The following is a 20,345-nucleotide window of genomic DNA, read 5'->3' as shown; positions in this document are numbered from 1 at the left end:
TGATGTTTTGTGTTTTGTTACAGTGCAGTACGATGGTACAACCAAGCAATAGGCAATGAATAAAAACCGTTCATCGCCCAGTTGTCGTAAGATGTTTTGATTTCTGCTTGTAAAGCCTCAGAAAGCGGCATATTTTTTTTGATACTTTCGTTTTTTTCTTTGACTGCTTTTCTGAAAACACCCAAAAATTTATCTAAACTTTCATCTTGAAAATCATTGTAGCGCATATTCTGTGATAAATTATGCAGCCATGTAGCGGTCATTTCGTAATCGGCGGCTTCAAAAAATAAAATACATTCTATCAGTTTTAAATAAAATTTTGTGAGCCGGTCTATTTCTTGTGCTTGGATAATTTGTATGGTTTGCAGGACTGTTGTTTTATCTTTTATAAAAATAGCGTACCATATTTGAAAAAAACGAATGCGTAACTGATAAGGATTTTCCGCTAAATGGTTTTGTACGCTTTTTAAAATACGGGCAGCAGTTTCAAATTGAAAACTTTTCAAACAAAAACTCAACATATTCAGCCGCGAAAGTGTGAGCAAGGCTCTGCTTACTGTATTTTCGAGTATATCGGAGAGAGGTAGCAGTTTTTCCAAAATTTCCTGCGCTGTTTGATAATCTTTTTGCAGTATATATAATACAAATAGGTTGGAATAGGTGCTGAATTTATCCGCTTGCAGCATGTAGGAGTGCTGTTCTTCCAAATATGCAATATTTTGCTTTATGTATTCGGTTTTGCCGCTGCGCTCTGTGTTGTCGTATATTTTTCGTTTGCGCTCTATATAGGTCAGATAGGGGTTGGCTTCGCTGCTGCTGCCGTCGTGGTAAGGCGGCAACAAAGGGGATAATTCCAAAGGTGCCAAACGACTTTGAATACCGAAATTGAGGGCGGTGATGATTACATTGCGCTCGGCGATATAACTTTTCAGGGCTGTTTGATAATGTGGTGTTTGTGCTTGGAGGGCTTCATGAGCTTGCTCGTATCGCTTGGCTTCTTCCAGCGAATCCACCATGTGGTAGCGCAACAGGCTATTGCTGAGGTAGAGATAATGCCAATAATCAAAATTTTCTGCACAGGTTTCTAATTCTTCTTTGAGCAGTTGCTCATAAAACTGCCACGAACTGCGCCGATGCAGAGCTTGCAGCAATAAATGCTGGCGCAGCCGCAAACTGTGTGGATTGTCGTGGTGCAGCTGCTTGTCAATTAAAATGACTTTGATTTCATCATTGATTAAGCGGAACAAATTGCGCAAATTGGTGGCGGCTTTGGGGCTATATGGCGTTTTGAATATCTGTAAAACCAATTCTTCGGACGGTGGCAAATCGTTTTGTTTGTCGTGTGCCGTCATTATTTTTTGGAGCAGCAACTCTAATTTTTTATTGCCTTTGTCGGCTATTGTTTTTTTGAGCAGTTTGCGCTCATCGGGCAATAAAATTTCAATGAGTTTGAGTGTTTTCAATTTTTAGTATAAATATTTGATAATGAATTATTTATGTATAAAAAACTGCTTTATTTTTATCACAAAGATACTATTTTTATTTTGTATATGGTGCAGATATGCTGTTACTTTGTAAGCGATAATTAACAAGCAATTTTTTATCACTTTATTTATTTACTTTCAAAACAAAAAAATTTATCATGAGAAACATTTTAAAACTATTTTTTATTCTCGCTTTTTGTGGAATTTATCTGCAGGCGCAACAATACAACATTGTTGTGGATAATGATTACAATTACAACTCAGACATCAGCTACGGTGCCTATATCACTAATACCAAAAATAATACCTACACTACCTACGGCATATATAATTACACATATAATGACGGATCTGGGGATTCTTACGGTATTTACAGCCGCAACTTCTCTTACGGCACTGGCACACCCTATGCAGGGTATTTTACGGGTACTTATAATACCAACGTGCCAACAGGCTATGGTATTTATGCCTCTGCCTCAGGAGCAACTAATAACTGGGCAGGTTATTTTGCAGGCAGGGTGGGTACTTCGGGGCGTTTTATTGTGGATTCAAATTTGGATAACAACAAAGTGATTATTTGGAACGACGGAAACCCTATATCTTCTACCAGCACCAACTGCTATAGCTTGGGCGTAGATGGCGGTAATTTTAAATTTAATGTCCCTATTTCCAGCGATGTATTCACTTTTAACCACGGCGATGTAGCAGGAGGATCACTTACTTATATAAAAAGGTTGCAAGCGGGCGCGGCGGGAACAGTTGGCTCGGCGGCTGTGGGTGTTAATTGGATTAGCTCTGGTTCGGTAACTTACAATATAGATGTAAGCGGTGTCGGTTATATTACAAACGGTGTTTGGACAGCCTCTGACCGCAATTTCAAAAAAGACATCAAAAAGTATAGCAGTGCTTTAGAAACCATCAGCAAACTACAAGCCTACACCTATCAATACGACCGAAGCAAAGCTCCCGAATACAACTTTGACGAGCGCGAACATATCGGTTATTTGGCGCAAGACCTCCAAAAAGTAGTGCCGCAAGCCGTGATGGAAGATGGCAAAGGCAAAGGTTTTTTGGCGGTGAATTACGATATGCTTATTCCTGTAATTTCGGAGGCGGTGAAAGAGTTGGCAAGCGAAAGAGATGCCACCAAAGCTGAAAACAGCGAGTTGAAGGATAAAATAAGCGCGCTTGAAAGTGAAATGACAGAGTTGCGTGCAATGGTGCAAAAAATGAACGCTGCTATGCAAAACTGCTGTCTGAGCGACAAAACCGAAACAGGCTCTTTGATTAACAGCAACGGCAATTACAGCAATGCCGCCCGTTTGGAGCAAAACGCACCCAACCCTTTTTACAACAAAACCATTATTCAGCACTATGTGCCCGAAGAAGCCGGCAATGCACAACTTCAAATTACCGCCCTTGACGGCAAAGTAGTAAAGAGCATCAACCTTAACAAAGGATTTTCTACTACTACCATTAGCGGTAGCGAGTTGGTAGCAGGTACTTATTTTTATACACTCATCATAGATGGCAGCAATGCCGCCACCAAAGAAATGATTTTAACCAAATAAAAATTTTTACTACCTACAAAAGAAAACGGGCACTTCTTTATATATTTAGGAGTGTCCGTACTTTTTTAATGCTATCTTTCTGTTTATAAAAATCCGAACAAGCAATGAAAACCATTTTTTTCTCTTTTCTTTTCTTTATTTCGCAAATTGCCCTTGCCCAAAGCGGCACTACGGGCACAGGTAGCGTATTAGTAGGGGCTACTACTCGCACCTACACTTATTATTTGCCCCTTAATTTTGACCCCGCCTGCTCGTATCCGCTGCTGATTGCGTACCACGGTAGCGGCGGCACCGGCAATAGTATGAAAAACTCCACTGATTTTGAAAGCATCGCCGATGCCGAACGCTTTGTAATAGCTTATCCCAACGGTACTTGCTCCGGCAATCAGTGGAACACCAACTGTGTAGCTTGCGCCAATGATGATATTGCTTTTACGCAACAACTGCGTACCAAATTCAACACTGACTTTAATATTGATTTGAATCGTGTGTATTTGGCGGGACATTCCAACGGCGGCTTTTTTATTAATTATCTCGCTTCGCAAAACAGCACTGGTATTGCAGCGCGTGCCGTGGTAGCGGGTAATTTGTGCGGCTATTGGAATCCTGTACTTACTGCCGGAATCCCGTATTTGCACATTCACGCCATCAACGATCCTGTTGTTCAGTACTATGATGACGAACTTTTGTTTTGGTGGGGGGCGGGGGCTTTTTTGGGGGGGGGGCCCCCTTCCCCCTTCCCCCCCGCCCCCCGGGGGGTAGTTTTTCCAGGGGCATCCCGGTGCTCCCGACGGCGTAATTGATTGGCCCGTGACCTATTTTGCTTATAGTTGGAATTTTGCCGATGTAGCTTGTAGCGGCTATACCATTGCCGCCAATACGCCTGTCACCGGAACGGATAAAATCACCTTTAACAACTGCCAAAACGACAACGAAGTTGTTGTTATCACTTCCAATGCCGCTTCGCACGGCTGGAATATCGGCGTAGCTGCACTCAATACCAATCAGGAAATCTGGGATTTCGTGAAGCAATACGACATCAACGGCTACAACCCTTATACGCCGCCTTCTTGTAGTGCTACGCCGCCTGTGGTGGATTATGACCATATCCGTATTGACCAGTTTGGCTATCGCCCCAATGACGAGAAAATCGCCGTTATTCGCCAAGCTGCCACAGGTTTTGATGCACCCGACAGTTTTGTACCCGATGCCACTTACGAGGTGCGCCGTCAAAGCGATGATGCGGCGGTGTTTTCGGCGGCTATTACTGCTTGGGGCGGCGGCGTTGAGCACACGCAATCGGGCGATTATGTGTGGTGGTTTGATTTTTCCGCACTCACCACCGCCGGCGAATATTATATCTACGATACCGCCAACAACATACGCTCCGAAAGTTTTTGGATACAAGATGAGGTATATAATGATATAATGAAAGAAGCTCTGCGTGTGCTGTATTATCAACGCTGTGGTACGCCCAAAAGCGAGCCACATGTGCCTGCACATTGGAGCGATGCTGCCTGCCATGTCGGAAGCGGGCAAGATTACGAAGCCTTAGATATAAGCAACCCTGTACCTTCTACTGCCAAAGATGTAAGTGGCGGCTGGCACGATGCCGGCGACTACAATAAATATGTACCTTTTGCTTATGCACCTGTGCATCATTTGCTGCTGGCTTATGAACAGAATCCCACTGCATTTGGCGACAACAATGATATTCCCGAATCGGGCAATGGTGTGCCTGATATTTTAGATGAAGTAAAATGGGAATTGGACTGGCTGTTGAAAATGCAAAATACAGGTGGTGGCAGCAATGATGGCGGCGTACATATTAAAGTGTCGGTAGATAATTGGCAAGCCGCTTCGCCGCCGAGTGCCGATGCAGCTGCACATTTTTATGGACCGATTCATTCTGCTTCTACGCGCACCGCTTGCAGTATGCTCGCGCACGCTGCCGTAGTGTTTGCAAGCATTCCTTCTATGACGCAATACGCCGACACTCTCCGTAATCGGGCTATTCGCGCTTGGAACTGGACGGTCGTTAATCCTTCAATACCTATTTACAACAATGCGGGTTTTCAAAGTGCCAACCCTGATTTTTTTACTTGGAATCAAAGTGAACACGATTATTGGCATCAATCCATAAAAACCTGTGCAGCAGTATATTTGTACGCTGCTACTGCCAATACTACTTATCGCACATATTTCAACAGTAACTATACGGCATTGCACCCCTACGCTTGGACCTATTGGTATCCTTTTGAGCCTGTTTTTAATGAAACAATGCTGTATTATTGTAATTTATTGGGAGCAACGAGTACTGTAAAAACCAATATTAAAAACAATTGTATCACTTCGGTGAGTGCCAACAATGCTGATTTGCTGCCCGCTTTTGTCAATCAAACAGATGCTTATCGCGCCTATCTCAAAGACGGCGACTATGTGTGGGGCAGTAATACGTTTAAAGGTCAGGCGGCGCATTTGTTTCAAAATATGAATTATTATGGTTTGGATAGCGGAAATGCTGCAAATTATGATAATGCGGCTGCCGGATTTTTGCATTTCTTCCATGGTATCAATCCGCACGGCTACGCATTTTTGACGAATATGGACGCTTTCGGGGCAGAAAAATCGGTGAATGAAATTTATCACAGTTGGTTTGGCGACGGCACTGATTTTGATAATGCACAAACTTCTTTGTACGGACCGCCGCCTGCTTTTATGCCCGGCGGCATTAATAAAGATTATGCACCCGATGCTGCTTTTTATGGTGCGCCCTACAACGGAACTGTCGCCGACCTCACGCCGCCTTTGAACCAGCCTATACAAAAAAGCTATCGCGATTGGAACACCAGCTATCCCGAAAATTCGTGGGAAATTACTGAAATAGCAATTTATACACAGGCAGCGTATATCAAATTGTTGTCAAAATTCATAGTGCCTTCTGTTTGCTTGCCCGACTACAACGATGGCAGCACTGTTTATACCGGCAGCGGCAGCACCAAAATTGAAACCGCCGACTACATTATTTCGGCGGCGCAAGTGGGCAGCAGCTACATACTTACTTACGATGCCGCTAATTATATTGATTTGGCAGAGGGATTTTTGGCAGAGGAAGGTTGCGATTTTCATGCTTATATAGACGGTTGCGGCGGTGCTAAAAACGGCACTTTTAATAATAATGATAATGCCCAAGACGAAGCCTTAATGAATATAAATGCCGGAAATGCCGCCGCTATTTATCCCAATCCTTTTGAAAATATTTTTGTGCTGCAACTTCGCCAACCTGCTGTTTTGTTGCAGATTTTTGATATACAAGGAAAATTGATACTTCAACGCAATGCACCCCAATGCGGGGAGCGTATAGATGCTGCCGCTTTGAGTGTCGGTTTGTATATGGCAAAAATAAATTTTGAAGATGGCTCTGCATATAATGTAAAAATAATGAAACGCTGAAGAAGTGTATCAATTTACTTGTTTTGATTAGTAAGGCTGCTCCTTTCCATCGGAAAGGAGCAGTTTTTTTTGCGTATTCTGAAACAGCAAATGCGTAATTTTGTGCGCAAATCATATCTGTACTTTTTACAATGCACAATATTTGGAATCCACAACTTGACCAACATAGTCAGGTTTTTGTACAACGTTTCGGTGCGCTCAATGCCGCCCAAATCAACTGGAAGCCCACCCCCGACCAATGGAGTATTGCACAAAATATTCAACATCTCATCATCATCAATGAAAGCTATTATCCGGTGCTGGAGTCCTTGCATCAAAACCGCTACCGAGTGCCTTTTTGGGGTAAAATCGGCTTCTTGACATCGTGGTTGGGCAAGGCGATTTTGAGTAGTGTGCAGCCCGACCGCCGCCGCAAAATGAAAACTTTTACGATATGGCAGCCTTCCGACAGCAATTTGCCCGCCGACATTGTGCAGCAATTTGTGCAACACCACGAACAGCTCAAAAAAAATATCGCCGCAGCCCTGCCTTTTGTTGAAAAAGGTGCTGTTATTGCTTCGCCTGCTAACCGCAATATTGTGTATAAACTCGCAGATGCCTTTGATATTATCACCATCCACGAACAACGGCACTTGCAGCAAGCCTCAGAAATATTGCCTTTGATACCGTCGGTTGCCTGAAAATTGTAGTAATATTTAGAGCGTAAAATAATTGTGTAGAACAAACATAAAAGGTGATTTTTGAGGAATTATTTATATACCGCAGACGTTACAATATATAGAACAAAGACTGAAATTATCATACTTTATTCCTCCGCCATTCCTGCTCTTATTCTTTATTATCGGCTAAAAAGAAAGTCGGTTCATTGCTGTTTGTGCTTTTATAAAAAAAGATACAACAGTCGGTAAAGAAAAATGAGCATCTGAAATTTTAGCAAATTATTATTTTATTTTTTCTTATAAAAACACTTATTATTTTATGTCAAAATTAAAGAGTCAATTACAGCAGTTAGCTAACGAACGCAATCAGCCTTGTGTGAGCATTTCGCTCAATACACATCGCACCCACCCCGAAAATGCACAAGATGCTATCGTATTGAAAAACCTCTTGAAAGAAGCGGAAAACCGTTTGGTGGAAGAATTTGGTAAAAGACCGGTAGCGGATTTACTCGAAAAAATCAATCAGGTGGAAGGCTCTATTGATCATCAGTACAATTTAGACAGCCTACATATTTTTCTTTCCAACGATACGCAGGAAATTATCCGCTCGCCTTGGAATACACACGAAAATATTGTGCATATTTCCGACAGTTTTGCAGTGCGGCCGGTTATCAAAATGTACAATCGCAGCGAAAACTATTTATTGTTATTGCTTTCGCAAAGCGGCGTACACCTTTACGAAGCTCTTGACGATACCATTGTACACGAAATTGCCAACGAAGATTTTCCTTTTTCCGAAAACCGCCACTATACCACCCACTCCGACAAACGCAGCGATAGCAAATATATGGACGACCTCCTGCGCGAGTTTTTTAATAAAGTGGATAAAGCGGTATTAAAAGTGCAGCACGATACAGGTATGGACGTGGTAGTTATCTGCACCGAAGATAATTACAGCCATTTGATGCATGTAGCCGACAAAGCCTCTGTTTATCACGGTTATGCACCTATTAATTATAACCATATTGCGCCGCACCAAATTGCTAAACAAGGCTGGGAACTTATCAGCAATTTGCAACGCCAACGCCGCAGCGAAGCTATCGCCGAAATGAAACAAGCCGTAGCTCACGGAACTGTACTGACCGATTTGCAGGAAATATATCAGGCGGCTTTAGATGGTCGCGGTGATTTGTTGATTGTACATCAGGATTTTATGCAGCCTGTGCTGATGCAAGATGACCGTAGTTTTGAACTCGTTGATGATGTAACTGCTCCTGATGTAATAGACGACATTACGAGTAATATTGCTTGGGAAGTGCTGGAAAAGAAAGGGCGTGTAGTATTTACTCATCAGGACGAAATAAAACAATTGGGCAATATTGCACTCAAAACCCGTTATTAAAATAAATAAATCAGGTTTTTTTGATTTTTAACTTATTTTTGCTGCATTATTATTCTTGTATTATCTCAAAAAATTTTAAAAAAATGAAAAAAAACCTGTTTCTTTTATTATTATTGGTTCTTGTATCGGTAGCGGCTTGCAAAAAAGATGACGATAAATCTCGTACAGAAATGCTTACCGGCACTTGGAAAATGACCGCTTCTACCGTGAGTCCGGGTATTGTTATTGGTGGTACTACTGTTACTGATATCTATGCGCAAAACGATGCCTGCTCCAAAGATGATTTAATGATTTTTAAATCCGACAAAACATTTACTTTTGAAGAAGGTGCTACCAAATGCGATGACACCGACCCGCAGGTAATTGATAGCGGAACGTGGACATTCAATGCCACTGAAACGGTTATTTCTACTAATAGCACAACTTGGGGAATTGCCGAAGCAACTATCATCGAACTCAGCGACAGTAAGTTGGTAACTTCTTCTATTTATAACGATAACGGTATTAACTATACTTATACCGACACTTACCAAAAACAATAATTCGCGATACTTTTCGTGTTGTGAATGATTGAAATAAAAACAAACGCTCCCAATCTGTATAAGATGGGAGCGTTTGTTTTTTATAATAACTGCGCTTCAAACAAATCGGCGAAATGAGTTTTTAGCTGCTGTTTTATTGGCTCGGTTTGCAGTGCCGTACTGCCGAGTTCGTGGTGCAGCGATGCCACGCTTTTGTCGGCGATGCCGCAGGGTACAATACCGCCGAAATACGCCAAATCGGTGTTGATGTTGAAAGCCCAACCGTGCATCGTTATCCAGCGGCTACAGCGCACCCCCATAGCGCATATTTTACGCGCACGAGGCGTATTGGTATCCAACCACACCCCAGTTTCTTTGGCACTGCGCCCGCCCTGCACACCATAGTCGGCGAGGGTGCGGATAATGGTTTCTTCCAGCAGCCGCATATAGCGATGAATATCCGTAAAAAAGTTTTCCAAATCCAAAATCGGGTAGCCCACCACCTGTCCGGGTCCGTGGTAGGTGATGTCGCCGCCGCGATTGCTTTTTACGAAGGTAATACCGCGCTGCTCCAATTCGGTGCTGCCATAGAGCAGATGCTCCATTTTGCCGCTTTTGCCGAGCGTATATACATGGGGGTGGTTGCAGAAAATGAGATAATTGGGAGTAGGGGCTTGTTGGTGCGGCGGCAGCAGACGGTTAGCGGTTTTAATGGCGACAATTTCCTGCAACAGTTGCTCCTGTCGTTGCCAAGCCGTTTCATAATCCGTCAAACCCCAATCCTGAAACTGAATATTTTTGTTGATAATTGCGTTCATATTCTGAAAATATACCAATCAGAAATTTTTTGAGTAGTGTTTAGTTTTGAATGATAAGTGATTAGTTAAGTACATTATTTTCAACGACTTATATCCCTGATTATCATTAAATGTTTAACATTACCGATTTTTGTTTTTTTTAAAATACCGGAAAGAAGCAACCGGATTTTTTAAAAAAACGTATTGACCTATAATAAGTTGCAAAACAAACTGATTCTTGTGCTTTTCATTGATAGTTTTTTTAAAGCAAAGAATATTAATGCTAAAAATAAGGATTACTGTTACATAATTATTTGAAGTGATGAATTTATATATTTCAAAAACAGCCGTACAAGGCAAATTTTTAATTCCTTAACTACAATTATTAGGATACATTTCAAGATTGACCTTGAAATGTACCCTTTCTTTTTATGAGAAGTATTTTATTCTTTATTGTAATAAATATTTTTTTTACCTCACCTACAGAAGCGCAACAAACTTGTCATATAGATGATAACATTCCAACAAACTACTTGGTAGATACTGCTTGTGTAGGCGATACTATTCTATTTGAGTATCTTTATGATGAGACATTGATTATTAACCCTACTTTTAATTGGTCAGGGTTGTTAAGTTGTCTTCCAGAATTAATAAGCATGTCCTCAGATTCTTCCACTATTGTTGTAATGGCTACTCAGCCATACGACTACTTAAATGCTACGGCTCAGGGTTGTTATGGTATATTGGCTATACCTACCGTGGATACTCTTTGTGCCGTATTTCCTGTTATTAGAGTCATTCTCTGCCCCCCAGAAAGTGGCTTTATAGCTATGGACAGGCAGCTATGCAGTGGTGAATGTGTGGAGTTTGTGGCTCAAAGTTTGCACGCACCCGAAGTGTTTTATTGGGAGTTTGAGGGCGGCAATCCTTCGTTTTTCGTAGGTCGTGAGCCACCGCCCATTTGCTACGAGCAGTCGGGGAGCTATGGAGTTTCGTTGGCGGTGGGCAATGGTGCGGGTGGTGATACGATGTATATGGCAGATTATATCGAGGTATTGGAAACACCTGCCATCGCACAAGCGGATACCCTTTATGTTACCGTGGCACAAGGCGATGCTATTACCTTAGCAAGTTGTGGTATTGCTGCTTACAACGCTTGGTATCAGGAGCCGCAGGAAGCCTTGCTGTGCGAAAACTGTGATGTTTTTTCGTGGCAGGTATATCAAAACACCTTATTGCGCTGCGATATTTATGATGACAGCCTTTGCAGGTCATCTTGTTATTATGCACTTCAGTTAGCGGAGGTATTAGATGCCTGTGATGTGCCTACCGGTTTTTCGCCCAATGGAGATGGTATGAACGATACTTTTTATGCTATGTGTCGTTTTGCAAATGTAATCCGCCTGAAGATATACGACCGTTGGGGTAAACTTGTATATGCGGGAGTAGGGAATACTGCTGTATGGCGTGGCAATTATGAAAGTGGCGAAGCGGCAGAAATGGGCGTGTATAGCTGGGTATTGGAATATGAGCAGGTATCGGACAATGCCATCAAAACCAAAGCGGGAGCGGTGACATTGATACGATGAGGGTTTTCTAAGCACTTATAAAAGCTCGATGAAATGTGCCAATGCGGTCGTAATTTCGCGGACATCGGTAGCGTTTTGTACGCCTGCCGCCGCTTTGCCGCCCGCCCTTCAAAGCTCCTGCCTGCTCTAATAATCCCCGCCTTCGGTAACAACAAAACCATTATCTTTTGCGCATAGTTGCTATTTTGAAGTAAATGTATATATCTTTGCACCCGTAATCCATTTTGATTCCTTTTGTTGTACTGTTTTTTATGGGCGAAAGGATGATGAATGTGTTATCTAAGTCACTGGTATTTTAATGATACTGTATTCTTTCGGTATCGGTAAAATATTATTCATTTAACAATTCAAACATCTTTTTTGTATGCTCTTAAAAGAAATTTTACGGCAGCGCATCTTGGTATTAGATGGTGCCATGGGTACAATGATACAACGCTACGGCTTGCAGGAAGCTGATTTTCGTGGCGAGCGTTTTGCACAGCACTCCAAAGACCTCAAAGGCAACAACGACCTCCTCTCGCTCACCCGCCCCGACATTATCGCCGCCATTCACAACGAATACCTCGCCGCCGGTGCCGACATCATCGAAACCAACACCTTCAGCGGCACGCGCATCGCTATGGCAGACTACGCTATGGAAGATGCCGTATATGACATCAACTTCCACAGTGCCCGCATTGCCAAAGAATGTGCCCTCGCTTTTACGCAACAAAATCCCCACAAGCCGCGCTTTGTGGCAGGTGCTATCGGACCCACCAACCGCACCGCCTCCATCAGTCCCGATGTGAACCGCCCGGGCTTTCGCGCTGTCACCTTTGATGAGCTGCGCCACGCCTACTACGAGCAAGCCTGTGCCCTCCTCGATGGCGGTGTGGATATTCTCCTCATTGAAACCGTTTTTGACACCCTCAACTGCAAAGCGGCTCTTTTTGCCGCCGGAGAAGCCCTGCGCCACAAAAATAGCACAGTGCCCATTATGGTCAGCGGCACCATTACCGATGCTTCGGGGCGCACCCTTAGCGGGCAAACTATTGAGGCATTTTACTACTCCGTGCAGCACGCTAATTTGTTGAGTATTGGTATCAACTGCGCTTTGGGAGCTTCCGACATGCGCCCCTATTTGCAGTCTTTGTCCAAAATCGCCGACTGCTACATCAGTTGCTACCCCAATGCGGGCTTGCCCAATGCCTTCGGCGGCTACGACGAAACGCCCGCCCACATGTGCGGCATCATAGAAGAGTTCGGCGAAAGCGGCTTTTTGAACATCGTGGGCGGCTGCTGTGGCACTACCCCCGACCACATCGCCCATATAGCCGAGCATGTGCGCCACTTGCCGCCGCGCTCTATTCCGAAAGTAGCCCCCTATTTGCATTTGAGCGGCTTGGAAGCACTTACGCTTACGCCGCAAACCAATTTTGTAAATATCGGCGAGCGCACCAACGTCACCGGAAGCCGTCAGTTTGCGAAGCTCATCAAAGAAGATAAATACGAAGAAGCCTTAGTAGTAGCACGTCAGCAGGTAGAGGGCGGCGCACAGGTGATAGATATTAATATGGACGAGGCGATGCTCGACAGTGAGCAGGCAATGGTTACTTTCCTCAACCTCATAGCCTCTGAGCCAGATATTTGCAAGCTCCCCATTATGCTGGATTCTTCTAAATGGAGCGTCATTGAGGCGGGCTTAAAATGTTTGCAGGGCAAAGGAATTATCAATTCTATTTCATTAAAAGAAGGCGAAGCCCTTTTTATTGAACACGCTACCAAAGCACGCCAATACGGAGCAGCCGTAGTGGTGATGGCTTTTGATGAGCAAGGACAAGCCGACACCGTAGCCCGCAAAGTGGCAATTTGTGAGCGCAGCTACAAAATATTGACCGAGCAAATAGGTTTTCCGCCGCAGGACATCATCTTTGACCCCAATATTTTTGCCGTTGCCACCGGTATTGAAGAACACAACCCTTATGCCCTCCATTTTATAGAAGCCACGCGCCTCATCAAAGAAAAAATGCCCCTGTGTAAAGTGAGCGGCGGCGTGAGCAATGTTTCTTTTTCGTTTCGCGGCAACGATATAGTGCGCGAAGCCATGCACTCGGCATTTTTGTACTACGCCATCAAAGCGGGTATGGATATGGGCATCGTAAATGCCGGAATGATAGCCGTGTATGACGAAATTCCAAAAGAGTTGCTGGAGCGCGTAGAAGATGTGATTCTCAACCGCCGCCCCGATGCTACCGAGCGTTTGGTGGAATTTGCCGATACGGTGAAGGGGCAGGGTAAAAAACGAGAAACCGACCTTTCGTGGCGCAAGGGCAACGTAGCAGAACGCTTGAAATATGCTTTGGTGAATGGTATTGTGGATTTTATTGAAGAAGACACCGAAGCCGCTCGCCAACAGTACGAAAAACCCCTCCACATCATAGAAGGACCGCTTATGGACGGTATGAACGTGGTAGGCGATTTGTTTGGTTCGGGAAAAATGTTTTTGCCACAGGTGGTGAAAAGTGCGCGGGTGATGAAAAAATCAGTGGCTTATCTGCAACCTTATTTGGAGCAGGAAAAAAACAGCGGCAACAGCACTGCCGGCAAAGTATTGCTCGCTACCGTAAAAGGAGATGTACACGACATCGGCAAAAATATAGTGGGCGTGGTGCTCGCTTGCAACAACTACGAAGTAGTGGATTTGGGCGTGATGGTGCCTTTGCAGAAAATTTTAGATGCTGCCGAGCGGGAAAAAGTAAACGTAATTGGTTTGAGTGGATTGATAACCCCCTCCTTAGATGAAATGGTGGACGTAGCCAAAGAAATGCAACGCCGCCAACTCCATATCCCGCTGCTTATCGGCGGTGCTACTACGAGCAAAACACATACCGCCGTAAAAATAGCTCCGCAATACAGCGCACCCGTTATTCATGTATTAGATGCTTCGCGCTCGGTGCCGGTGGTGAGTAATCTGCTCAACAACGATCCGGTTTTTTTGAAAGACATTGCCGCCGACTATGAGCGTATCCGTGTGCAGCAAAGCGATAAACAGGCATTTAAACAATACCTGAGCCTCGAAGAAGCACGCCGCAACAAATGGGCTTGCGACTGGCAACAGCAGTCTATCATCGCCCCTGCCGCCTTGGGCATACAGGTGCTGAACAATTATGATTTGGCAGAACTCGCGGCTTATATCGATTGGACTCCCTTTTTTGCAAGCTGGCAGCTTTTTGGTAAATATCCCGCTATTTTAGATGATGCCGTGGTGGGTGCAGAAGCTACTCGTCTTTTGGGAGATGCCAAAAAGATGCTGCAACGCATCATGGACGAAAAATGGCTGCAAGCCAACGGAGTGGTCGGCATTTTTCCGGCAAATAGGGTGCAAGATGACGATATTGAGGTGAAAAAAGACGGACAACTCATTCTGCTGCATCATTTGCGCCAGCAAAACAAAAAAGCGGCGGGTTTGCCCAATCTGTGCCTCGCCGACTTCATCGCTCCCGCCGATAGCGGCAGGCAGGATTATATCGGTGCTTTCGCTGTAACGGCGGGCATCGGTATTGAAGCGCACATTGCGCGTTTTGAGGCAGCACACGACGATTACAGTGCCATTATGCTCAAAGCCCTCGCCGACCGCCTCGCCGAAGCCTTTGCCGAGCGACTGCACGAGCGGGTACGCAAAGAATTTTGGGGCTATGCCGCCGCCGAAAATTGGAGCAATGAGGAATTGGTACAGGAAAAATACAGTGGTATTCGTCCGGCTCCTGGTTATCCGGCTTGTCCTGAACACAGCGAAAAACGCAGCCTTTTTGATTTATTGGAAGCCGAAAAACACACGGGTATTCAGCTCACCGAAAATTTTGCGATGTATCCCACTGCCGCCGTCAGCGGCTGGTATTTTGCGCACCCCGAATCCAAATACTTTGGCATCGGAAAAATTACGCAGGAGCAGGTTGGCGATTATGCGCAGCGCAAAGGCATCAGCGAGGCACAGGCAGCGCGTTGGTTGTCGCCTTTATTGGCGGAGTAGTTTTTTTTGATGGAGTAGGGAAGGGGCAACCTTTGTTACCGACTATACCCGCCTTTTGGGTAGCTATACTTAGCTTTTTGGTAGCTGCACCTATCTTTGGGGTAGGTGCAGCTACTACTAAAACAAATTATTGATGGCGTATTTATGATGCGGCTATAAAAAGCCTGTCGGAGTTGCTGTATGGGTAGCGTGCCTGAACAATACATCTACTTCGGATTTCTACCGCCCAAAGTGTACACATATTTTATCTGCTTCTATGCTGAAATGATTTGTTTGTTGCGTATTGATGAAACCTATATGCTGAGGTTCACCTGCTTTTACCCTATAAATAACAAAACACAGATGAAACAGATGGAGCAGATAAGCACAGGTTTTTATCCGTGGAAACCCGTTCAATCCGTCAAATCCGTGTTCAAAAACGAGATTTAAGCACCAACAAGACCAACACCATAAATTATTTGCCGTAAGTAGTGGTTAGTTTTTAGTGATTAGTTTTTAATTGACATAAGTATCTGATTATCAATACTTATTTATTTTGCTTATAGGCATATTTTATGCGATTTTAATATTCGTTATTGCGTTTAGATAGCCTCACTTAGCTTTTTAGTAGCTGCACCTAGCTTTTTGGTAGGTGTACTTAGCTTTTAGGTAGGAAGACCTACCTTTTTGCTAGGTAGTACTTAGCTTTTAGGTAGGAAGACCTACCTTTTTGCTAGGTAGTACCTTGCTTTTAGGTAGGAGGACTTAGCTTTTAGGTAGGTGTACCTACCTTTTTGCTAGGTGGTGCCTACCTTTTTGGTAGCTGCACTTAGCTTTTAGGTAGGAAGACCTACCTTTTTGCTAGGTACTACCTTGCTTTTTGCTAGGAGTACTTAATTGATAGTTAGCTGCACCTATATTTGGGGTGGGTAAGCCTCTATACTTGTTTTATCGGCGTAGAATTGTATAATATTTATCACCCCAGGTGTCTTCTTCCGAAGTAGTATTTACCCTGTATTTTTGCGAAAGTGCTGCTATCCCCAGAGGCGGGTGCGGCTGTTGTTGCCAATACTCCAACCAATCTGCTCGCTCTACTTTTGCACCGCTTAAATCCGCATCGCTTAAATTCACTTCTCTTAAATTCGCATCGCTTAAATCTGCACCGCTTAAATTCGCATCGCTTAAATCCGCACCGCTTAAATCCGCACCGCTTAAATTCGCAAGACTTAAATTCGCCTCTCTTAAATCTGCACGGCTTAAATCTGCACGGCTTAAATACGCACGGCTTAAATACGCACGGCTTAAATTCGCACGGCTTAAATTCGCACGGCTTAAATTCGCCTCGCTTAAATTCGCACCGATTAAATTCGCACCGATTAAATTCGCACCGATTAAATTCGCAAGGCTTAACTTTGCACCGATTAAATTCGCAAGGCTTAAATGCGCACGCATTAAATCCGCACCTCTTAAATCCGCACCTCTTAAATCCGCACCTCTTAAATCCGCACCGCTTAAATCCGCACGGCTTAAATCCGCACCTCTTAAATCCGCACCTCTTAAATCCGCACCGCTTAAATCCTGATGAGAAAGCGATAGAACCCCTGATTTTTGTATTCCGCAAAGCCGCAACAGGTTGGCGTATATTTGTTTGTTTTCTTTGGGTATATAGTTTTTTGCTTCTATCGGCAGGTTGTTGAGGATACTGATATAGCCGTAAAATACAGCGGTGGCGCGGCTCAGGGGTTCGTCCTCCTCTTCGGCTCGGTAAGCAAATAAAAATTGTTTTTTCAGGCAATCGGGCATATAAGCTGCCAGCCTTTGCGCCAAAAGTTCATTTTTTTCTTGTGGAGCTATTGCCATTATTTCCTTTAAATAGTCGAGCATTTCTGCTGTCAGGGGGCGGTCGGCAAAAATGGATTGCAGGGTTTCAAGGGCTTTAAGAGGGGTATCAATAACCGCGTCTCCGCTGCTTTTTTCATCTAAAAATCCTTCTTCACCTATCGCCCGCCATATTTTTTCGGCAGCGAGGTATTCCTGCAAAGATTTATGCAAAAATTCCACCATATAATTTTCCTTGTCTTGTTCGCTGTATTCACTTTCGTGCAGATAAAAAGTCGTCATCAGCCCTTGCAAGCCGTCTGTTATACCTTCCTTGCTCAAGATAACTATCAATTTTTTCAGGCTTTTCGCTTCCCCTTTTTGTATGCAGGCATCTATTTCGCTTTTCAGCAAATAATCGCGCCGTTTTTTAAACATCAGAAAAGCGAGGTCTTGCAGGCTGTGGCGCAGCAAATCTTTTTTATTGCTTATAGCTTTTAGATGCTCTATTTGCCCCTCTCGTGCCCATTTGCGCTCGGTCAGTTGGTCGAATAAAAGGCGATAAATATCGGCGCGTTTTATATTGCTGCCTTGTGGCACTTCTTTCAGGGTGGCTATCAGGTGCAGCAGAATAGGCTGGTCTATGAGCTCGCGGATATGTTCAAATGTTTTTTTGTCTGCGTGGTATTGCTCCAAATGCGCTTCGCTCAGGGCAATTTCGGGGTGGTAGTAGCGATATTTCTGCAACCAAGCGATTTGTTGGTGCTTATCCAAGCGCGTTAATTGCAAAACGATAATAGGGCGTTGGCGCAGTTTTTCCAAATCTACATAGCCGTAGCGCGAAGTGAGCACTAAGCGCAGGTCGCGATTTTCTGCCTCTGTTTGCAGGGTCAGCAGCAATTGAGCGATGTCTTCGTGGCGCAGGTCGTGGCGCATTTGCAGTTCATCTAAGCCGTCTAATATCAAAACGGCTCTTTCTATCTTTGTTTCCTTGATGTCTGTTTGCGACACGTTTTGTACAAAATTTTCAAATACGGCAACGGGGTTGTTTTTGAGTAAAGATATATCGCTGATTTTTCGCAGAGGCACAAAATAAAGTGGCTGGGGCAAAGGCTGTTGCTCGCTGAGAATATCGTGCAGGAGGCGTTTGCAAAAGGAACTTTTACCCTGCCCCGGGTAGCCGAGTAATAGTATTACCCGTGCTGTTTCCATCTCTCGGCTGGCTTTCCAGGTGGGTTTTTTTCCTTGCAGCAGTGTATATACCAACTCATGGAGCGGCTCTTGGGCGGGTTGAAAGGATTCTTTATAAAACTCATTTTCTGAAGCCTTGCTTTGTGCGCAGCAATGTTTAAAAATACCGCAGCGGGGTTCTATATAGAGGTCGGCGAGGCGCAGCCCTTTTGGGTCTTCCAATACCTGTTCGTAGTATTTTTCCCGCCACTTTGCTTCATAGCGTTTGCGTTTATGCCGCTCTAAAGCAACTACCTGTACGGGGTTGTTAAGGTACTTCAATAATTCGCTGTATTGGGTTTCGTGTTCATACAGGAGGTTGTATATATTATAGCGCAGGTTTTTTTGTATAAAGCTCTCAATGCGCTTTCGGGTTTTTTCGTCAATTCCTGAATTTTGCAAAAGCTCGCTGAAATAGGGAGCGCAAAAACTTTTAATAAAATCCTGCTCCTGAATCTTATCCCAATCCCAAGTATCAAGGTCGATGGGTATTTTTTTTAAAGCGGCTTTTTGTGCTTGTGCCTGATATTCAATATCTTTAAAGGTAATTACCTGCTCTGCATCACTGGCAGATACAGCTTCTTCAAAGGTTTTGGTATATGCCAAAGCGAACAAAATTTTTGCAGCTTCTTCGGGGTCGTGTATGATGGCGCTATGCTTGATGGCAAAGGAAATGATTTTGCCGAAAGGGAAGGCACTTAATGGTCCCTCCTCGGCAATCAGCGTTTCCCAGGGTATATTGCCAATGAGACCCTCGTCGGGGTTGGTAAAAATACCGTGTTGTAATCCCAACCAAGCAGAAATGCGGTTGAGTTGCTGTTTTAAAACAGACATATCTATAATTGTTTAAAGGCTATGGTAACGGATTCAAATATTTATACAGACAAATATAGGTATATTTCCTAATAATCCCTCCTACTCCCGCACGGGCAATTGGTGGGTGCGTATAATATTCGTTATTTTGGTGAGCAAGGCGGAGCGTGCGCCGTAGGTTTCCTGCAAAAGTTCTTCGGTAAAAGTCGTTTCTTTTTCGCCCACCGCCACCAAGCGGCGATTGAGGAGCAGCACCCAATCAAAAAACTGATACGCCGACTGCAAGTCGTGGTGTACCACAATCACGGTTTTGCCGCGTTTGCACATATCGGTAATGAGGGCGAGGATAGCCGACTCGCTGCTCGCATCTACGCCGGCGAAGGGTTCGTCCATCAAATACAGATCGGCTTGTTGTGCCAGTGCGCGGGCAATAAATACGCGCTGCTGCTGCCCACCCGACAATTGTGCAATCTGCCGTCCGGCAAAAGGGAGCATATCCACCTCCTCCAAAGCGCGTTTGGCGATGGCGCGGTCGTCGGCATTGTATTGCCACCACCAGTTGCCGCGCCGGTAGCGTCCCATCAGCACAATATCCATCACGCTCGCCGGAAAATCCCAATCTACACTTTCGCGCTGCGGCACATAGCTCACACGGCTGCGCACCTGCTCCAAGTTGCTGCCAAACAGCTTCACATAGCCGCTTTGCAGTGGCACTAAGCCCATCATCGCTTTCAGGAGCGTAGATTTTCCTGCTCCGTTGGGACCAATAATGCCGATGAGCTTGCCCACCGGCAACGAAAAATCAATATTCCACAATACGGGTTTTTCGTGATAATTGACCGTCAGGTCGTGAACTTCTATGCTGGAGTTTTCGGAAAGTATCATATTGAGCAATTGTAAAAAATATTTAATGATAAAGAGTTGTTATAAAATTTCGCAAACTAATACTTTGCGTTTCTGCGGCTTTGCGTGATAATGAACAATAATTTTGTTCTTTTATCTGTATTAGAGTAAAGAAGC

12 protein-coding genes are annotated in these 20,345 nt (G+C 44.2%); 8 read left to right on the top strand and 4 right to left on the bottom strand.

The features are described from left to right. Window positions 1-17: 17 nt before the first annotated feature. Complete coding sequence (locus IPL35_02085; protein MBK8442258.1) at window positions 18-1,463, bottom strand: hypothetical protein; 1,446 nt, start codon at window positions 1,461-1,463, stop codon at window positions 18-20. A 179-nt stretch (window positions 1,464-1,642) separates the two neighbouring features. On the opposite strand from IPL35_02085, the gene IPL35_02080 reads away from it, so the two are divergent. From IPL35_02080 to IPL35_02055, 6 genes are all read left to right on the top strand, one after another. Beyond that, window positions 1,643-3,055: a tail fiber domain-containing protein gene (locus IPL35_02080; protein MBK8442257.1), complete on the top strand. Its 1,413-nt coding sequence runs from the start codon at window positions 1,643-1,645 to the stop codon at window positions 3,053-3,055. A gap of 104 nt (window positions 3,056-3,159) precedes the next feature. Beyond that, entirely contained in the window at window positions 3,160-3,858 is a 699-nt protein-coding gene (locus IPL35_02075) for a hypothetical protein (GenBank protein ID MBK8442256.1), read from the top strand. Between the two features lie 7 nt (window positions 3,859-3,865). Next, on the top strand, window positions 3,866-6,508 hold the full coding sequence (locus tag IPL35_02070) for a glycoside hydrolase family 9 protein (GenBank protein MBK8442255.1): 2,643 nt from the start codon (window positions 3,866-3,868) through the stop codon (window positions 6,506-6,508). 131 nt (window positions 6,509-6,639) lie between these two features. Beyond that, complete coding sequence (locus IPL35_02065) at window positions 6,640-7,188, top strand: DinB family protein (protein MBK8442254.1); 549 nt, start codon at window positions 6,640-6,642, stop codon at window positions 7,186-7,188. A gap of 298 nt (window positions 7,189-7,486) precedes the next feature. Beyond that, entirely contained in the window at window positions 7,487-8,569 is a 1,083-nt protein-coding gene (locus IPL35_02060) for a hypothetical protein (protein MBK8442253.1), read from the top strand. An 83-nt stretch (window positions 8,570-8,652) separates the two neighbouring features. Beyond that, window positions 8,653-9,111 (top strand): lipocalin family protein, encoded by a 459-nt coding sequence (locus IPL35_02055; GenBank protein MBK8442252.1) that lies wholly within the window; start codon window positions 8,653-8,655, stop codon window positions 9,109-9,111. Window positions 9,112-9,191: 80 nt separating this feature from the next. Here the strand turns inward: IPL35_02055 and lipB are convergent, their stop codons facing one another. After that, on the bottom strand, window positions 9,192-9,908 hold the full coding sequence (gene lipB / locus IPL35_02050; protein MBK8442251.1) for a lipoyl(octanoyl) transferase LipB: 717 nt from the start codon (window positions 9,906-9,908) through the stop codon (window positions 9,192-9,194). 410 nt (window positions 9,909-10,318) lie between these two features. Between lipB and IPL35_02045 the strand changes: the two genes are divergently transcribed. Further along, complete coding sequence (locus IPL35_02045) at window positions 10,319-11,476, top strand: gliding motility-associated C-terminal domain-containing protein (protein MBK8442250.1); 1,158 nt, start codon at window positions 10,319-10,321, stop codon at window positions 11,474-11,476. Between the two features lie 364 nt (window positions 11,477-11,840). Beyond that, complete coding sequence (gene metH / locus IPL35_02040) at window positions 11,841-15,485, top strand: methionine synthase (protein ID MBK8442249.1); 3,645 nt, start codon at window positions 11,841-11,843, stop codon at window positions 15,483-15,485. 927 nt (window positions 15,486-16,412) lie between these two features. Here the strand turns inward: metH and IPL35_02035 are convergent. After that, window positions 16,413-19,346, bottom strand: a complete 2,934-nt coding sequence (locus IPL35_02035) for a pentapeptide repeat-containing protein (protein MBK8442248.1) — start codon at window positions 19,344-19,346, stop codon at window positions 16,413-16,415. Window positions 19,347-19,427: 81 nt separating this feature from the next. After that, on the bottom strand, window positions 19,428-20,210 hold the full coding sequence (locus tag IPL35_02030) for a metal ABC transporter ATP-binding protein (GenBank protein MBK8442247.1): 783 nt from the start codon (window positions 20,208-20,210) through the stop codon (window positions 19,428-19,430). Window positions 20,211-20,345: the final 135 nt, after the last annotated feature.

Source organism: Sphingobacteriales bacterium (genome assembly GCA_016711285.1).
Classification (GTDB): Bacteria; Bacteroidota; Bacteroidia; order Chitinophagales; family UBA2359; genus JADJTG01.
This window is presented reverse-complemented; position numbering and strand designations above follow the sequence as displayed.